Source organism: Paraburkholderia sp. GAS448, from assembly GCF_050435685.1.
Lineage (GTDB): Bacteria > Pseudomonadota > Gammaproteobacteria > Burkholderiales > Burkholderiaceae > Paraburkholderia.
The window spans coordinates 233,027-248,627 of sequence record NZ_JBNDKT010000013.1 but is presented as its reverse complement, the minus strand read 5'-3'; the positions used below and the strand labels follow the sequence as shown (position 1 = coordinate 248,627).

General features: G+C 63.4%; 16 protein-coding genes and 3 pseudogenes. 11 read left to right on the top strand and 8 right to left on the bottom strand.

Annotated elements, in window-relative coordinates:
* Positions 1–338: 338 nt before the first annotated feature.
* The 5 genes from dcm (at position 339) to P3T23_RS24060 (ending at position 4,797) form a co-directional block, all read left to right on the top strand.
* Positions 339–1,625, top strand: a complete 1,287-nt coding sequence (dcm, locus tag P3T23_RS24080; RefSeq protein WP_429318616.1) for a DNA (cytosine-5-)-methyltransferase — start codon at positions 339–341, stop codon at positions 1,623–1,625.
* A complete protein-coding gene (locus P3T23_RS24075; protein ID WP_429318615.1) occupies positions 1,625–2,071 on the top strand; it encodes a very short patch repair endonuclease in 447 nt (148 codons plus the stop codon). The genes dcm and P3T23_RS24075 overlap by 1 nt, the downstream gene beginning before the upstream one ends.
* Before the next feature lie 126 nt (positions 2,072–2,197).
* Positions 2,198–2,701, top strand: a complete 504-nt coding sequence (locus P3T23_RS24070; protein ID WP_429318614.1) for a YbhB/YbcL family Raf kinase inhibitor-like protein — start codon at positions 2,198–2,200, stop codon at positions 2,699–2,701.
* A gap of 125 nt (positions 2,702–2,826) precedes the next feature.
* Complete coding sequence (locus P3T23_RS24065) at positions 2,827–4,266, top strand: MFS transporter (protein WP_429318613.1); 1,440 nt, start codon at positions 2,827–2,829, stop codon at positions 4,264–4,266.
* A 372-nt stretch (positions 4,267–4,638) separates the two neighbouring features.
* Positions 4,639–4,797: a hypothetical protein gene (locus P3T23_RS24060; RefSeq protein WP_429318612.1), complete on the top strand. Its 159-nt coding sequence runs from the start codon at positions 4,639–4,641 to the stop codon at positions 4,795–4,797.
* An 81-nt stretch (positions 4,798–4,878) separates the two neighbouring features.
* Here the strand turns inward: P3T23_RS24060 and P3T23_RS24055 are convergent, their stop codons facing one another.
* Positions 4,879–5,400, bottom strand: a complete 522-nt coding sequence (locus P3T23_RS24055; RefSeq protein ID WP_429318611.1) for a hypothetical protein — start codon at positions 5,398–5,400, stop codon at positions 4,879–4,881.
* A gap of 488 nt (positions 5,401–5,888) precedes the next feature.
* Between P3T23_RS24055 and P3T23_RS24050 the strand changes: the two are divergent.
* From P3T23_RS24050 to P3T23_RS24035, 4 genes and pseudogenes are all read left to right on the top strand, one after another.
* Positions 5,889–5,990: pseudogene (locus P3T23_RS24050) on the top strand (DUF4142 domain-containing protein); the annotation flags it as partial.
* The gene (locus P3T23_RS24045) at positions 5,987–6,331 is read left to right on the top strand and encodes a DUF1488 domain-containing protein (protein ID WP_429318610.1); all 345 of its coding nucleotides are present in this window, start codon (positions 5,987–5,989) and stop codon (positions 6,329–6,331) included. The pseudogene P3T23_RS24050 and the gene P3T23_RS24045, both read left to right, overlap by 4 nt.
* A 95-nt stretch (positions 6,332–6,426) precedes the next feature.
* The gene (locus tag P3T23_RS24040; RefSeq protein ID WP_429318609.1) at positions 6,427–6,969 is read left to right on the top strand and encodes a hypothetical protein; all 543 of its coding nucleotides are present in this window, start codon (positions 6,427–6,429) and stop codon (positions 6,967–6,969) included.
* A gap of 179 nt (positions 6,970–7,148) precedes the next feature.
* Positions 7,149–7,283 (top strand): annotated as a pseudogene (locus tag P3T23_RS24035) (PLP-dependent transferase); the annotation flags it as partial.
* A gap of 19 nt (positions 7,284–7,302) precedes the next feature.
* Here the strand turns inward: P3T23_RS24035 and P3T23_RS24030 are convergent.
* From P3T23_RS24030 to P3T23_RS24010, 5 genes are read right to left on the bottom strand one after another with little or no spacing between them, the layout of a single operon-like run.
* A complete protein-coding gene (locus tag P3T23_RS24030) occupies positions 7,303–7,644 on the bottom strand; it encodes a cytochrome C oxidase subunit IV family protein (protein ID WP_429318608.1) in 342 nt (113 codons plus the stop codon).
* An 8-nt stretch (positions 7,645–7,652) separates the two neighbouring features.
* Complete coding sequence (locus P3T23_RS24025) at positions 7,653–8,360, bottom strand: heme-copper oxidase subunit III family protein (protein ID WP_429318607.1); 708 nt, start codon at positions 8,358–8,360, stop codon at positions 7,653–7,655.
* Positions 8,357–8,971 carry a cytochrome c oxidase subunit 3 gene (locus tag P3T23_RS24020; RefSeq protein WP_429318606.1) on the bottom strand — a complete coding sequence of 205 codons (615 nt, stop codon included), beginning with the start codon at positions 8,969–8,971 and terminating at the stop codon, positions 8,357–8,359. Before P3T23_RS24020 ends, P3T23_RS24025 begins: the two co-directional genes overlap by 4 nt.
* A complete protein-coding gene (gene ctaD, locus P3T23_RS24015; RefSeq protein ID WP_429318605.1) occupies positions 8,968–10,722 on the bottom strand; it encodes a cytochrome c oxidase subunit I in 1,755 nt (584 codons plus the stop codon). The genes P3T23_RS24020 and ctaD overlap by 4 nt, the downstream gene beginning before the upstream one ends.
* Positions 10,723–10,735: 13 nt before the next feature.
* Positions 10,736–11,884, bottom strand: a complete 1,149-nt coding sequence (locus tag P3T23_RS24010; RefSeq protein ID WP_429318604.1) for a c-type cytochrome — start codon at positions 11,882–11,884, stop codon at positions 10,736–10,738.
* 542 nt (positions 11,885–12,426) lie between these two features.
* Between P3T23_RS24010 and P3T23_RS24005 the strand changes: the two genes are divergently transcribed.
* Complete coding sequence (locus tag P3T23_RS24005) at positions 12,427–12,936, top strand: DUF1269 domain-containing protein (protein ID WP_429318603.1); 510 nt, start codon at positions 12,427–12,429, stop codon at positions 12,934–12,936.
* 268 nt (positions 12,937–13,204) lie between these two features.
* On the opposite strand, the gene P3T23_RS24000 is transcribed toward P3T23_RS24005, so the two are convergent.
* Positions 13,205–13,573 carry a hypothetical protein gene (locus tag P3T23_RS24000; protein ID WP_429318602.1) on the bottom strand — a complete coding sequence of 123 codons (369 nt, stop codon included), beginning with the start codon at positions 13,571–13,573 and terminating at the stop codon, positions 13,205–13,207.
* Between the two features lie 190 nt (positions 13,574–13,763).
* Between P3T23_RS24000 and P3T23_RS23995 the strand changes: the two are divergent.
* Positions 13,764–13,976: pseudogene (locus P3T23_RS23995) on the top strand (hypothetical protein); the annotation flags it as partial.
* A gap of 105 nt (positions 13,977–14,081) precedes the next feature.
* On the opposite strand, the gene otsA reads toward P3T23_RS23995, so the two are convergent.
* Positions 14,082–15,506: an alpha,alpha-trehalose-phosphate synthase (UDP-forming) gene (gene otsA, locus P3T23_RS23990; RefSeq protein WP_429318601.1), complete on the bottom strand. Its 1,425-nt coding sequence runs from the start codon at positions 15,504–15,506 to the stop codon at positions 14,082–14,084.
* Positions 15,507–15,601: the final 95 nt, after the last annotated feature.

Below are 15,601 nucleotides of genomic sequence, written 5' to 3'. Positions count from 1 at the left end.
CACGAACACTTACGTCCTAAAATCACGTTTCCTCTAACGATCAATCATTCCGACAACCCGGTCTCTCCAGGCTCATTTCGGTATTGGAAAACTCTCATCCCATGGGCATTCGCCCATGCTTCCCGCGCAGCGCGAACAACTGGCGGCCGGTGCGAGCGTCCTGCTCCCCGGTCGCCAGGGCTGCTTCCCCCAGTTTTCACGGCTTCACCCGGATCGGCGCACCGAGCCCTCTTCCGTTCGGCACCTGAACTTTTTTCATCGCGACATCTACACCGCCCGGTTAAAAAGGGACGGCTATAGGTCATAATGTCCGCAAAAATCCCCAGCAAGGACCGATAGTGACCCAGGCCACGCTGCTAGCGCTGCTCAGACAGGCTCGCACCCGCTACACACAACGAGAAATCGCCGAACACGTCGGCAAGGACACCAAGACCGTCCGACGCTGGGAAAAGGCCGACACACCCTGCCCCGCCATGCTGGGACCCGCCCTTCGCGCGCTGCTCGCAACCGGCAACTCCGGCACTGGCGTCGGCGGCATCGCGGCGGCCCCCTCGCGTTTCCAGTTCATCGACCTGTTCGCCGGCATCGGCGGCATTCGCATGGGTTTCGAGGCACAAGGCGGCGAATGCGTCTTCACGAGCGAATGGAACGAATTCTCGAAGAAAACCTATTTGGAGAACTACGGCAGCCGCCATTCCTTCATCGGCGACATCGTCTCGTTTCCCGCCGACGACGTGCCGGCTCATGACATCCTGCTTGGCGGCTTCCCGTGCCAGCCGTTTTCGATTGCCGGGGTCAGCAAGAAAAACGCGCTCGGCCGGCCGCACGGCTTCGAGTGCACCACCCAGGGCACGCTATTCTTCGATGTCGCGCGGATTATCGCGGCGAAGCGCCCGGCGGCGTTTCTGCTCGAGAACGTAAAGAACCTGCTGTCGCACGACAAAGGCCGCACGTTCGACGTGATCCTGCAAACCCTGCGCGACGAACTCGGCTACGAAGTGCACTACCGGGTCGTCGATGGCCAACATTTCACGCCGCAGCATCGGGAGCGGATCATCATCGTCGGCTTTCGCGGCAAGTCGAATTTTTCGTGGGACGACCTGCGTCTGCCGACAGAAGGTCCGCGCCTTGGCTCGATCCTGCATCGGACGGACGGCAAGGAACCGGTACTCCCTTGGGACGGCGACCGCTTCTTCGATCACGCCGCGCGACGCATCCAGCCAAAGTACACCTTGACGCCGAAACTATGGGCTTATCTGCAGCACTACGCCGAGAAGCATCGTGCAGCAGGCAACGGTTTCGGCTTTGGCATGGCGTATCCGGACAGCGTCACCCGCACGCTGTCCGCGCGCTATCACAAGGACGGCAGCGAGATTCTTGTCCATCAGGGCAAAGGGCTGCGGCCGCGACGGCTCACACCGCGCGAATGCGCGCGTTTGATGGGCTTTCCGGACACGTTTCGGATTCCGGTCAGCGATACCCAGGCTTATCGCCAGTTCGGCAACAGCGTCGTGATGCCGGTGGTGCAGGAAGTCGCCCGCATCATGGCGCCACACGTGGAAGCGCTGCTTTCCGGCAGCGGCGCACTGGACGACACGCCGCAGGACGTCGCGCTGGTGGCCTGATGGTCGACGTCGTCGACGCGGCCACCCGCAGCCGGATGATGTCCGGCATTCGCGGCCGCAACACCAAACCGGAAATCCTGATCCGCAGCCTGCTGCATCGACGCGGGTTCCGCTTCCGTCTGGATGCCCGCGATCTGCCCGGCCGCCCCGACATCGTGTTGCCGCGCTATGGCGCTGTGGTCTTCGTGCATGGCTGCTTCTGGCACGGTCACGACTGTCATCTGTTCAAATGGCCGCAGACGCGCCCCGAGTTCTGGCGCGACAAGATCGGCCGCAACCGCAGCAACGACGAACGCGCACAGCTCGCACTTCACGCGGCGGGCTGGCGTGTCGCCGTGGTGTGGGAATGCGCCTTGCGCGGCGCGAACCGGGACGTCGACGGCGTCATCCAGCGTCTCGCCGACTGGCTGCAAGGCGACATCGATGCGCTCGACCTGCGGGGCTGACCGGTTTCGTCGTTGCACGCAGAAACGGCGCAGATTATTCGACGCCCGGTGCTAAACTCGATTGATAAACCGGCGTTCACCTGGGGCGTCCGCCCATCTTGAGACCATCTTTGAAGGAGACATCCGATGGCTGATTTCCGACTCTGGTCCGACGAGTTTCCCACCAACGGCTTCATGTCGAAGGCGCAGGAATACGACGACAAAGCATTCGGCGGCGCCGGCGAAAACATCTCGCCGGCGCTGCAGTGGGACGCGCCGCCGCCCGAAACCCAAAGCTTCGCGCTGACCGTCCACGATCCCGATGCGCCGACTGGCAGCGGCTTCTGGCACTGGGTCGTCGTCAACATTCCCGCCGACGCCCGCTCGCTGCCGCGCAACGCCGGCAAGGCCGACGGCAGCCTGCTGCCGCAAGGCGCGCTGCAGGTGCAAAACGACTACGGCACGGTCGGCTTCGGCGGCGCCGCGCCGCCGCGTGGCGACAGGACGCATCGCTATATTTTCCGTCTGCACGCGCTGAAGGTGTCGAATCTGCCGGTCAGCGCGGAGACCACCAACGCGGTTGCGCGCTTCATGACGCACCTGAACGAAATCGACTCGACGACGCACACGGGTCTGTACGAGCTCAAGTAACCGGACCTCCGGGTACAGGCTCAGATCGAAGCGAGGCAGGAAGACGATGCATCGTCTTCCTGCCTGATGCCTCAACGACCTCGGTGTGCGCCGGGCGCCCTCGCCTGCAAAGAAAAGTTAGAACGATGCGCGTACAACCTTCCTGTAAGGACGGTTCCGTACAATCGGGCGCTTCCTCATCCGCCCGATCCGTACCGATGGACGACGAACAAGGCTTGCCCTTGCCGCAACGCTACGGCGCCATTCTCGTCGTCGCGCTCGGCATCACGCTGGCCGTTCTCGATAGCGCGATCGCCAATGTCGCGCTGCCCACGATCGCGAGACATCTGCGCGCCAGCCCCGCCGGCTCGATCTGGGTCATCAACGCCTATCAGCTGGCGATCACCATCTCACTGCTGCCGCTCGCCTCGCTCGGCGACCGCATCGGCTATCGGCGCGTCTACCTCTCCGGCCTCATTCTCTTCACGGTCGCGTCGCTCGGTTGCGCGCTCGCCAATTCGTTACCGATGCTCGCACTCGCGCGCGTGATTCAGGGCTTCGGCGCGGCCGGGATCATGAGCGTCAACACCGCGCTCGTGCGCATGATCTATCCGCCCGATCATCTCGGACGGGGCATCTCGATCAACGCGATGGTCGTGGCGGTCTCGTCGGCCGTCGGACCGACGGTCGCGTCCGCCGTGCTGGCCGTCGCGTCGTGGCCCTGGCTCTTCGCGATCAACGTGCCGATCGGCATCGCGGCCGTTATCGGCGGCTTCAGGGCGTTGCCGCGCAACAAGCCGCACAACTCTCCCTACGACTATCTGAGCGCCGTCATGAACGCGTTCGTGTTCGGCCTGCTGATTTTTGCCGTCGACGGCCTCGGCCACGGGGAGCATCGCAGCTTCGTGATTGCAGAGTTTGTCGCTGCCGCGGTGATCGGCTACTTCTTCGTGCGGCGGCAGTTGACGCAGCCGGCGCCGCTCCTCCCCGTCGACCTGCTGCGGATTCCGGTCTTCTCACTGTCGATCGGCACATCGATCTGTTCGTTTGCCGCGCAGATGCTCGCGTTCGTCTCGTTGCCGTTCATGCTGCAGGACACACTCGGCTTCTCGCAGGTGCAAACCGGCCTGCTGATGACGCCATGGCCGTTCGTCATCATCTTCGCGGCGCCGCTTGCGGGAATATTGTCGGACCGCTATTCCGCCGGGATACTCGGCGGCATCGGCCTCGTCGTGATGACCTGCGGCCTGTTGCTGCTGGCCACGCTCGGCGCACACCACGAGCCGTTCGACATCGCCTGGCGCATGGCGCTATGCGGCGCGGGCTTTGGCCTCTTCCAGTCGCCGAACAACCGCGCGATACTCTCGTCCGCCCCGCGCGAACGCAGCGGCGGCGCGAGCGGCATGCTCGGCACAGCGCGGCTCACCGGCCAGACGCTCGGCGCCGCACTGGTCGCGCTCATCTTCGGCGTTGCGCCGCAACATGGACCCACGATCGCCCTGTACGTGGCAGCGGGCTTTTCGATTGTGGCGGCCATCGTCAGCATGATGCGCGTGGTGCAGCGCGGCACACCGGCTTCTGCCTGAAGCACGCAGTCCAAACCGCACGCGGTTGCTGATCGCGACAGCTTTGTTGCTGGCACTGTCGGTCATCGTGTTGTCGATCGGCGACTGTCACGGCACGCTCGACTGTCATGTGACGAACAACTCGTCCAGCTATTTCTGGCCGCCAGTACAAGGGCCATGCTTCACCGTTGGAATGTGGGCGTGGTACGCGTTCCGGTCGCATCTGACGGGCGCATCCAGCGTGACGTGGCGCACAGCGTGGCTGATTTTTTCGCTCGCCTCAGGCTTCGCGCTCGCGACGGCGGCGCCTGGTGTGTGGCTCGCGAAAGCACATGAACTCGCGCCGGTCTTTTCGAGGGCGTGTTCGGGCAGAGCGGCCGGGAGACGTCGCTCGTGCCTGTGCTCTTCGTCGCGACGGTGCTGGCGGTGCTCGCCGCGTCGTATGTGCTCTCACGCGTCTCCGACCGGATGATTCAGGGACGCGCGACGCGTCTATCGCGCAGCATCCTCGCACATGTCGACCGGCGCTTTCACCGGAGTGGCCGGGCATGACGATCTCGACGAGGTGCTCATGTTGTTGTGCACGGCGAGTCTCATCTGCTCAGGAAACCGGTCGATCAGCACGGCACCGGACTACGACAGGCCGCCCGCGTCCACCTTGACCCTGCGGGATGTGTTGCGCTCCAGTCTCATGTACAGGTTCGCCGTCACGATACCGAAGACGATGTGACTGAACAGGCTGGCCCCGTTGCGCGCTTCTGCGAACCACGGAAAAAACGCTGTCATGCCGTAGAAATTAATCAGGTAAACGGCTGCAGCGAAAGCGCCACCCGCCAGTGAAGCCATCCCCATGCTCGAGTCAAGGTTGAATGACGTCATGATCAGACCGAGGATAAGCGCCAATCCGATGGCAAGGGCAAAATGCACCACAAAGGCCGCGAGCACGATGCCAATTGAGAATGCTTGCGGCGATTGCAATGCGCCTCGTCCCAGAATGATCGCGGCGACCATGCGTGGGGGCTCCACCAGACTTCCGCCCGTCGTCAGTGCCATCAGGATAACCCCTAACGCCAGGAACACAGCGCCCGCGATGACGCCTGCCAGCACGGCTGCCCGCCAGTCGGGCTGGCTGAGTGTGAAATGATGGGAATCCATGTGAAGTTGCACAATTTCTCTCCCGATTGGTTTGGATAATTCATTCTAGTCCTCCAGTTCGCGAGACTGATAGCGCCGCATGGCTATCGCCACCCCGACGGACGATCCTCGTGTGGCCGGTGTGCGAAGCGGGTATAACACGCGGCTACCGTTCGGTCGCGCCCGGCGGGCCACGTCAGCAGTCTGCGGTTTCGCTGAAGGCAGCCAGATACTGGGCTTGGGGCGGTGCGTACGACGCCGTCGGCCGCATCCCGCGGCGCACTGTACGCGCGCCGGGCACCGCCATTGCTTCCAGCGAGACACCAGCGCAACCCGCGCCTCCCGCCTGAAACTTCCACCTGCAACGATGGCTGCCACGGACCCGACGGGTCACTAAAGACCCTGTCCGCCCGGCAAACGGCGCGTCGCTTTCCGGGTGCTTCTGTGCGGGCATATTTTTGCGGACCAAGTAGGGAGACGAAGGAAACATGCGGTGTCACTGCATCGACGATGCGCAATTGAAGGCCGCAGCCACGCACGCGTTGCCGACCATCAAACGTCACCTCCCGATGGCGCAGCAACTCGCTGGCGCAATGAAGGGTTCGCCATGAGTGCGATTCCGCTGCGGCCAGCCTATGAGGATTCCCTTATGCACATCACTTTTCCCGACGACCAGCCGGTCTTCGACGGCGCGAATCTGACAGTGCGCTCTACGGCGCGCGTCGACGGCGAGCCGGTTGAATGCGCAATTACCGCCGAGGCGCTGGGAGATCATTTCGGCGCCCATTGTGCGCTGGCATCCGCCTTAACGGCTGCTTTCGACAACGGCCGCAATCGTATCCGGCCGGTTTGCGCGAAAGCGATCACCCAGAACGGCGGCAAAGGCGTAGTGTTACATAGCGGGCTGTTCAGAGTGGACGGCATGGAACCCGATCGCGGCACCACGGGATAGTCCCGGCGCGTGCCACCGCATGCACCTGTGCCTCGGCGCGGGTGAGGTGGGGCGGCATAGTCTGCAACCGCTAGTCAACGATGGAAGGAGGCCACATGTCACTCATCGTCGCAGCACGCTTTACGACATTCCCCGCCGCTGAAGACGCGGCGCAACGGCTCTTCAATGCCGGTTTCGTCGAGGAAGACGTCACACTGTTTTTCGTCAATCCGCCCGGCCAGCACGCAGGCGATTTCAACACCGACGCAAACGCGAGGGAGGCGCCGAGGGGTGCCGAGATAGGCGTCACGATTGGCGCAGTAGTTGGCGCCATGGTCGGCGTCGGGATTTTCGCAGCGTTTTCGGCGCCGGTTATCGTGACGCTGATCGCGGCCGGGGTGAGTGCGTATGTCGGTTCATTGGTCGGCGCGATGCAGCGCATGCGTGAAGCCGGCAACGAAGAAACCCGTGATTCCGGCGTGCTGGTGGCCGTCCACGTGTCGCCGGACAGCCAGTTGGACGCCGCACGGGTGCTGCGCGATGCGGGAGGCGCGGCGATCGAACGCGCGACCGGCCGCTGGCAACAAGGGCGGTGGGCCGACTTCGATCCGCTCAGGCCGCCTGTGCCGCTCAACGAATTCAGTGAGAAGCACGCCTGATTTGAAGGTGTTTTTCGCTGAGATTTTCAGCGAGCCAGGAAACAAACACGGCCCGGCATTTGTCGGGTCGTTTTGTATTCAGAGCGGTGCGTTCCAGGCACGCTCCATGCAGATAGATCCATGAACCCCGCTGCTGCGTGAAAGTATGCGGCTGGCGCTCTGACGGGCGCCACAACAACTGGGAAACAGGCCCCGAGCGTCGCGCGACGATGGGCATTGCCGATTCGCTGGTGCGCGTCTCGGTCGGCATTGAAGACGAAGCCGGCCTGCTGAATGATTTCACCTTGGCGCTGGACGCAACGGCCGTCGCCTGAGGAACGGTCGGCGCAGGGGTCAGTGGAAGAAGAGTTCCCGCATGCCGAAGGTGTGATTGGCTTCGGCAGCCATCAGCACCAGCAGCACCAGCAGGCACAGGGGCGGTATCAGGATGGCGTACACCAGCGCCAGCCGCTCCCACATCATGTGCATGAAAATCGACACGATCAGCCCGGCCTTGGCGATCATGAGCACGACGATCAGCGTCCAGCGCAGCAGGCCCTGCACGTGGAAGTAATCCACCATGTACGACATCGTGCTCAGTACGAACAGCAGGCCCCAGATCTTCAGGTAGATGCCGATCGGATGCTGCTGGCCGTGCGCGGCGTCGGGCCGATGGGCGGCATCAGTGTGGTCCATGGTCTGCCTCACCACAAATAGAACAGCGCAAAGATGAACACCCACACCAGGTCAACGAAGTGCCAGTACAAGCCGGCAATCTCGACGATCTGGAAGTTGCCGTGCTCCGTGAACCCCGGCTGCAGGATCTTGCGTGCGATCAGCAGCAGGTAGATCACACCGCAGGTCACGTGAAAGCCGTGGAACCCCGTGATCATGAAGAAGCACGCGCCAAACTGCGCCGCGCCCATCGGGTTGCCCCAGGGGCGGATACCTTCATGGACGATCAGCTTGGTCCATTCGAAGGCCTGCATCGACACGAAGGTCGCGCCCAGCAGCGCGGTCGCCAGCAACAGTGCGGCGGCGCGCTTTGCGTTGCGCCGGTAGCCAAAGTTGACAGCCATCGCCATGGTGCCGCTGCTGGTGATCAGGGTGAACGTCATGATGGCGATCAGCAGCAAGGGCACATCCACGCCGCCCACAGTGAGCCCGAACACCTTGGAAGGGTCAGGCCACGGCACCGTGGTCGACATGCGCACCGTCATGTAGCCGATCAGGAAGCTGCTGAAGATGAAGGTGTCCGACAGCAGGAAGATCCACATCATCGCCTTGCCCCACGGCACCTTGAAGGCTTCGCGGTCGGCCGACCAGTCCGTGACGATGCCGCGCCAGCCGTCAGGTCCGGCGTCGGCGGGCGTGGTGGCAGCGGATTCGGTGGGGAGCGTGGGCGTGGTCATGGCGCGGCTCCATACAGCGGCCCGCAGATGGCGGCGACCAACCCAGGGGTGATCCACCACATCGCCGCCAGCAGCACGAGCCAGACAGCCAGCAGGAAATGCCAGTAGATGGCGCACAGCGAGATGGCGCGCTGGGTTCTGAAGGGGTCCCCGCGCTGGAGACGCGCGATCGTCACCGCCCAGGCCACCAGCCCGCCCAGCACATGCAACCCGTGCAGGCCGGTGAGCAGGTAGAGGAAGCTATTGGAAGGATTGGCGGTGACGGTCTGCCCGGCCGCCGACAGCATGCGCCAGGCGGTCAGTTGTCCGATCACGAACACGGCCGCCAGCACACCGCTGGACACCAGCCACGCCGCGCGGTGTAAGGAGGTCAGTTGCCGGGCACGCTGCATGGCAATGCTTGCCAGCACCAGCGCGCCGGTGTTCCACCACAACAGCGCCGGATGCGGGATCGGCTGCCAGTCGGGCTCGCGCATGCGCATTGCATAGGCGAACAGCAGCAGTGAAAACAATGTCGTTGCCACCGCCATGAAGACGATCAGGCCGATGCGGCTCGCATTCGGCAAGACAGGTGGCGCGTCAGGAACGAAGGAGCGGTGCAGTGTGGTCATTCGCGTGCCTCGCCGGGTTCAAGCGTCGGGTGGGCCGGTTCAGGCGCCGTCGCAGGCGGCTGGTTTTGCGGGACGAAGTCTTCCTCGTGCCCCGGCGGACTGTATTCGTACGCCCAGCGGTAGACGACGGGCAGTGCGGCGCCCCAGTTGCCGTGCACTGGCGGCGTTTGCGGCGTCTGCCATTCCAGCGTGGTGGCCCGCCAGGGGTTACTGTCGGCACGCTTGCCGCGCACGAGGCTCCACGCCAGGTTGTACAGGAACAGCAACTGCGCCGTCGCAACGAACAGCGCAACGACGGTGATGAACGTGTTGAGCGTCTGCGCCGAATGTGGAATGAAGCTGTAGCCCTCATACGCGTAATACCGCCGCGGCATGCCCAGGATGCCGAGATAGTGCATCGGGAAGTAGATCGCATAGGTGCCGAGGAAGGTAACCCAGAAGTGCACGTGCCCGAGCGTGTCGTTGAGCATGCGTCCCGTCACCTTCGGATACCAGTGATACATGCCGCCAAACACCACCAGGATCGGCGACACGGCCATCACCATATGGAAGTGCGCCACCACGAAGTACGTGTTCGACAGCGGAATGTCCACGCTCACGTTGCCGAGGTAGAGCCCGGTCAGCCCACCCAGGACGAAGGTGCTGATGAAGCCGATGGCAAACAGCATCGGCACGGTCAGGTGGATATCGCCGCGCCACAGCGTCAGCACCCAGTTGTAGACCTTGAGGGCGGTCGGGATGGCGATGATGAGCGTGGTGGTGGCAAAGAAGAAGCCGAAGTACGGATTCATGCCGGCGATGAACATGTGGTGCGCCCAGACCACGAAGCTCAGCGCACCGATGATGATGATGGCCCACACCATCATCTTGTGGCCGAAGAGGCTCTTGCGCGCGTGCGTGCTGATGAGGTCCGACACGATGCCAAAGGCCGGCAGCGCGACGATGTAGACCTCCGGATGCCCGAAGAACCAGAACAGGTGCTGGAACAGCAGCGGGCTGCCGCCGGCATGCTTGAGCGTCTGCCCCATCGACACCACGGCCGGTATGAAGAAGCTGGTGCCGAGTGTCTTGTCGAGCAGCATCATCACCGCCGACACGAACAGCGCCGGAAACGCCAGCAGCGCCAGGATGGTCGCCACGAAGATGCCCCACACCGTAAGCGGCATGCGCATGAGCGTCATGCCGCGCGTGCGCGCCTGCAGCGTGGTGGTGACGTAATTCAAGCCGCCCATCGTTGTCGCGACGATGAAGATCGCCAGCGACACCAGCATCAACACGATGCCCCATTCCACGCCCGGCGTGCCCGGCAGGATGGCCTGGGGTGGATACAGCGTCCAGCCCGCGCCGGTCGGCCCGCCTGGCACGAAGAAGCTCGCCATCAGCACGAGCACGGCCAGCAGGTAGACCCAGTAGCTCAGCATGTTGAGAAACGGGAACACCATGTCGCGGGCGCCCAGCATCAGCGGGATCAGGTAGTTGCCGAAGCCGCCCAGAAACAGCGCCGTCAGCAGGTAGATCACCATGATCATCCCGTGCATGGTGACGAACTGGTAGTAGTGGTTGGCGTCGATGAAACTGAACTTGCCCGGAAAGCCGAGCTGCAACCGCATCAGGTCCGACAACACAAGGCCGACCAGGCCGACGGAGATGGCCGTCAGCGAATACTGCACTGCGATGACCTTGTGGTCCTGGCTCCAGACATAGCGGGTCCAGAAGCTTTGCGGGAGGTGGTCGGTGTGTGCGTAGGGCATTGCGTCTGCTCCGCTAGGGTTGGGCTGCGCTGCTGGCGGCCGGGCCGCCTTGCGCTTCGATGTAGGTCACCAGCGCGGTCAGCTCCTGCTCGCTCAGGTCGAAGGTCGGCATGATGGGTGAGAAGCCCTTCACGACGCGAGCCTTCGGGTCGCGGATGAAGGCGCGCAGATAGGCTTCGTCCACCTTCGCGGTGCTGCCGTCGGCCATCGTTTCGGTCTTGCCGTACAGGCCCTTCCAGGTGGGGCCCACGCGCGGACTGCCGTCCACGGTATGGCAGGCGAAGCAGCCCTTGGCCTCTGCGAGCGTCTTGCCCTGGTCAGCGAGCGCGTGGGCGCTGCCGCCTGCAGCGGCGGGTGCGGCCTGCACCCTGGCCTGCTGCCGCTGCGCGAACGTGCTCTGCTGCGCCAGCCAGCGCGAGAACGATGCTTCGTCTTCCACCACCACCACGCCGCGCATGTTGGCGTGACCGATACCGCAAAGCTGCGCGCACAGGATGTCGTAACGCCCTGCCTTGGTCGGCGTGAACCAGAAGGTGGTCACCATGCCGGGCACTATGTTCATGCGCGCACGGAACGGCGGTACGTAGAAGTCGTGCAGCACGTCGCGCGACCGTGTCAGGACCTGGATCGGCCGGTTGAGCGGCAGGTGCACCTCGGGCGTCTCGATCAGGTAGTTGTCACGGCCGTTGGGGTCGCCGGGGTTCATGCCGAAGGGGTTGTCGTTGCTGATGTAGCGCACGTCCGTCGTGCCCAGCTTGCCACCGGGGCCGGCAAACCGGAAGCGCCATTGCCATTGCTGGGCGAGCACTTCCATCCGCAGCACGTTGGGCGGCGGCCGTATGTAGTCCGCGTAGACGAAGAGCCCCGGTGCCAGCAACGCTGCCACGCCGACAGAGGTCAGGCCGATCAGCCACCATTCCAGCCGCTTGTTGTGCGGCTCGTAAGCAGCGCGATGACCCCTGCGGTGGCGGTAGCGCACCAGTGCGATCACCATGAACAGGTTGATCGCGATGAAGAGCGCGCCGGTAATGACGATCGTGATCGTCAGCATGTCGTCCATGCGCACCCAGTTCGAGGCGATCGGCGTGATCCACCAGGGGCTGGCAAAGTGAAACCCCACCGCCAATACGATGATCAGGCTCAGGGCAATCGCAAGCGCCATAGGCCACCTCACTGCGTGTCACTCGCTGGAGCCGCTAACAAAAAAGCTCCTGGCGTCGTTGTGCCGCCTTGCCGCACTTCGTACTGTCTGCGCCGGCACGTCTGCCAGGACCGCTTCGCTGAGCGTTGTAAGCGGCTCTAAAGCAAAGGTAGTCCTCTCCTGTGCATCGTGCAAGGCAGCTCAAGGGGGAAGCGCGCCCCATATACGGATCGCGCGAGTGGAGGAGTCACTTGCTGCGATGCAATGCAAAACGGCCGCCTCCATCGCCCCGGCCAGTGAACCCTATCGCGACTGGACTCGCTGCGCTCGAAGCGCTTCCAGGCAGTGGCATCGGCCGAGGCCTTCGCGCCGATGCAACCGTGACGATTGAGGATCGAAGTGACCGTGCTGGATGCGGGTACGTCGCCAAGCCTCAAATCTCAAGTTTCAGCTGGTCCGAAACTTCCGGGGCAGGTCACCTACGCCCTCTGATTGCCTGCGGCAGGCGTACGATAAACAGCATCGACCCCGTTGGGGGAATGCTTGATTGATGGAGAGCCGACATGAGACGTCTTTATTTCCTCGTACCTGACACGACGACGGCGAAGGCGATCGTAGACGACTTGCTGCGGGCGCAAATCACATGGCGACATATCCATGTCCTCGCGAATGACAGTGTCACACTCGAACGGTTACCCGAGGCATCCTTGCTGCAAAGCAGCGACGTCGTGCACGCGCTCGAACGCGGCGTGGCGCTCGGCGGTGCGACCGGCGCGCTTCTCGGCCTCGTGGCGCTGGTGTATCCTCCCGCGGAGCTCGCCATTGCGGGCGGAGCCGTCGTCGCATTGACGTTGGCAGGGGCCGGCTTCGGGGCCTGGACGGCCTCGATGATCGGCGTCGACGAACCGAATCCACGACTCGAGCGCTTTCGTGGCGCCATACGTGACGGCCAGCTCCTGATCATGGCCGACGTGCCTGGATCGCGCGAACATGAGATCGAGCAGATGGTCGCGCAGCATTTTCCGAAGGCCGATCTCGAAGGCGCGGAGCCCACGACACCGATCTTCCCCTGAGAAGCAGTCGAGACGAGCCATCGGCGCCCCTTTGGGCCGACTGCAGCCGATTGCAGAAAGGAAGAGGCCGGCCATCTATGCCGAACGCGTGAGGCAGTGATCGGCCCATGAGGGGTCATCTGTCGGCACCATTCTCCGGACGCTCAGGAGGCGGCTCCACAACAGCAAGCGGCCTTCGATTCGCGACACATCATCGGCCATGGAAGATCCGCGATAAGGCGGCTGCTCCAGTGGCAGTCCGTGGCGGCCACTCCATGGAAAGTAGTCCTCAGTTGGGCAGTTGCCTTATCCCCTGACAGGTGAGCAGCGTCGCATGAAATACGAGGAAGCGCATGTCTGCCTTCTGGAGTTCAGGCTCCGACTCCAGATAGCGATCCGCGATGGTTTTCAACAGATCGGGAGTCGGTCGCAAACGCTCAAAGCAGTGTTCGAATATGTCTACGAACGGCGAGTGGAACAAAATGCCGTCAATAACACCTGAAACGTAGCCCAGTTGCTCGTCTGGCGACATCCGCAAATAGTCACTGCCCTTAAACAGGGCGTGCCCTGGATGCGTGTCGGATGGCTGACCGCTGCCCTGTGCAATAACGGCGGCAGGTGCGATCGCCAGCGCCGCCATGACAAGCAGCTTTCTCATTGGTCCCTCGACTCGTTGTGATTGGTTTGGCTCGATTGTAGCGTCCGAACCAGTGCCAAGGTCCTGTTGACAATGAAAGCTCACCGACTGTAACGACGCCAGCATTTTCTCGCAAGCGGACGCCCGTCCTGACAATGACGGGCGCATTAGCCGACGGCCTTCCCCCGCCGCTTACCCATGCGGGTGCGCGGACATGGTGCTGCACGAATTTCGCCGAGACGGCGTGCTCGTGGCCGTTCACGTTTCGGCGGATGACCAGCTCGACGCGCCGGCCACGCTGCGCGACGCCGGCGCGGCCGAGATCGAACGCGCATCCGGCCGCTGGCAACAGGGACGCTGGGCCGACTTCGATCCGACGAAGACGCCAGAGCCCATCACCGGGCTGACCCAGCAGCACACCTGAACACCGGCGCTCCAGCACACGCGGGCAGGTGCGAAAAAAACGGCGGCCACGAGGGCCGCCGCGAAGATCATTTTGCGCGGGTTCCGCGCAGTGGACGCCGGCTTTCTACGTCGCCGTCGCGTCCGCGAGCTTTACCGCCTTTGCCGTCACCGACGACGCCGCCGCCACGTTGCGCAGATCCGCGAGGAAGTTGTCGCGCCACACAGACAGGTTGTTCTCGCGCAGCGCGGCCATCATGTCCGCGTGACGCGCCTGCCGTTCCGCGAGCGGCATCGATAGCGCACGCTCCAGCGCCTCGGCCATCTGCGACAGATCGAACGGATTCACGACCAGCGCGCCCGGCAACTGCTCGGCCGCGCCGGCGAACTGCGACAGCACGAGCACGCCCGGATCGGCCGGGTCCTGCGAAGCCACGTATTCCTTCGCGACAAGGTTCATCCCATCGCGCAGCGGCGTCACGTATCCAACCTGCGACTGGCGGAACAGCGCCATCAGCAGATTGCGTTCGTACTTGCGGTTCAGATACTGGATCGGCGTCCAGTCGAGTTGCGCGAAGCGGCCGTTGATCCGTCCGGCTTCCCCTTCGAGGGTCTGCCGGATGCGTTGATAGGTGGCGACATCGGCGCGCGTCGGCGGCGCGATCTGCACCAGCGACACACGGCCGTGCCAGCCCGGCGCGTTCAGCAGCAGCCGCTCGAACGCCTGGAAGCGCTCGACAAGCCCCTTCGAGTAGTCGAGCCGGTCGACGCTCATGATCAGCTTGCGGCCGCGCATGCCGTCGCGCAGGCTGCGCACCGGCTTGCGGTCGATGAACTGCTCGGCTGCTCTCGCGATGGCGTCCGGATAGATGCCGATCGGATAGGCGGCGACCTTCAGGAAGCGGTCATAGGCGTGCAGCATGCCGTCTTCGCTCGATGCTCCGTGCCGCCCGCGTTCGATGTAGTCCACAAACGACTGGCGGTCCGCCTCCGTCTGGAACCCGACCACGTCGAAGCTGCACATGCACTTGACGAGTTCTTCGTGCGGCGGCACGGTGCGCAGCACTTCGGGAACCGGAAACGGGATGTGCAGGAAGAAACCGATGGGATTCTTCACGCCGAGGTCGCGCAGGCACCGTGCAAACGGCAGCAGATGGTAGTCGTGAACCCAGATGATGTCGCCCGGCTCCAGCAACGCCTTGAGCTGCCTGGCAAGCGTCACGTTGACGCGCAGATAGCCGGAATACTCCTGCCTGTCGTAGCGCGACAGATCATTGCGATAGTGGAAGGTCGGCCACAGCGTGGTGTTGGAAAAGCCGCGGTAGTACTGGTCATAGTCGCGTTTCGTGAGGCCCACGGTGGCGTACGTCACGTTGCCCTGCTTTTCGATGACGGGCGCCGACGGTTCGCCGACGATCTCGCCACTCCAGCCGAACCACACACCACCGGTTTCCTTCAGCGCGTCCAGCACGCCGATCGCCAGACCACCGGCGGCCGGACGGCCTTCCTGGGTCGGTGCGACACGATTCGATACCACGATCAATCTGCTCATTCGGCTCCACCTCATTCAGTTATGCATTGCATGCGGGGACATTCAGCGCCCCGAGTAACGCAAGTCGCGTGCCGCATTGCAAAAAAGACAGCAAT

What these genes read in the sequence shown, in the direction of transcription:
- P3T23_RS24075 (WP_429318615.1), top strand. Translation starts at nt 1,625, where the DNA reads ATGGTCGACGTCGTCGACGCGGCCACCCGCAGCCGGATGATGTCCGGC.
- P3T23_RS24070 (WP_429318614.1), top strand. Translation starts at nt 2,198, where the DNA reads ATGGCTGATTTCCGACTCTGGTCCGACGAGTTTCCCACCAACGGCTTC.
- P3T23_RS24065 (WP_429318613.1), top strand. Translation starts at nt 2,827, where the DNA reads ATGCGCGTACAACCTTCCTGTAAGGACGGTTCCGTACAATCGGGCGCT.
- P3T23_RS24055 (WP_429318611.1), bottom strand. Translation starts at nt 5,400, where the DNA reads ATGGATTCCCATCATTTCACACTCAGCCAGCCCGACTGGCGGGCAGCC.
- P3T23_RS24045 (WP_429318610.1), top strand. Translation starts at nt 5,987, where the DNA reads ATGAGTGCGATTCCGCTGCGGCCAGCCTATGAGGATTCCCTTATGCAC.
- P3T23_RS24040 (WP_429318609.1), top strand. Translation starts at nt 6,427, where the DNA reads ATGTCACTCATCGTCGCAGCACGCTTTACGACATTCCCCGCCGCTGAA.
- P3T23_RS24030 (WP_429318608.1), bottom strand. Translation starts at nt 7,644, where the DNA reads ATGGACCACACTGATGCCGCCCATCGGCCCGACGCCGCGCACGGCCAG.
- P3T23_RS24025 (WP_429318607.1), bottom strand. Translation starts at nt 8,360, where the DNA reads ATGACCACGCCCACGCTCCCCACCGAATCCGCTGCCACCACGCCCGCC.
- P3T23_RS24020 (WP_429318606.1), bottom strand. Translation starts at nt 8,971, where the DNA reads ATGACCACACTGCACCGCTCCTTCGTTCCTGACGCGCCACCTGTCTTG.
- ctaD (WP_429318605.1), bottom strand. Translation starts at nt 10,722, where the DNA reads ATGCCCTACGCACACACCGACCACCTCCCGCAAAGCTTCTGGACCCGC.
- P3T23_RS24010 (WP_429318604.1), bottom strand. Translation starts at nt 11,884, where the DNA reads ATGGCGCTTGCGATTGCCCTGAGCCTGATCATCGTATTGGCGGTGGGG.
- P3T23_RS24005 (WP_429318603.1), top strand. Translation starts at nt 12,427, where the DNA reads ATGAGACGTCTTTATTTCCTCGTACCTGACACGACGACGGCGAAGGCG.
- P3T23_RS24000 (WP_429318602.1), bottom strand. Translation starts at nt 13,573, where the DNA reads ATGAGAAAGCTGCTTGTCATGGCGGCGCTGGCGATCGCACCTGCCGCC.
- otsA (WP_429318601.1), bottom strand. Translation starts at nt 15,506, where the DNA reads ATGAGCAGATTGATCGTGGTATCGAATCGTGTCGCACCGACCCAGGAA.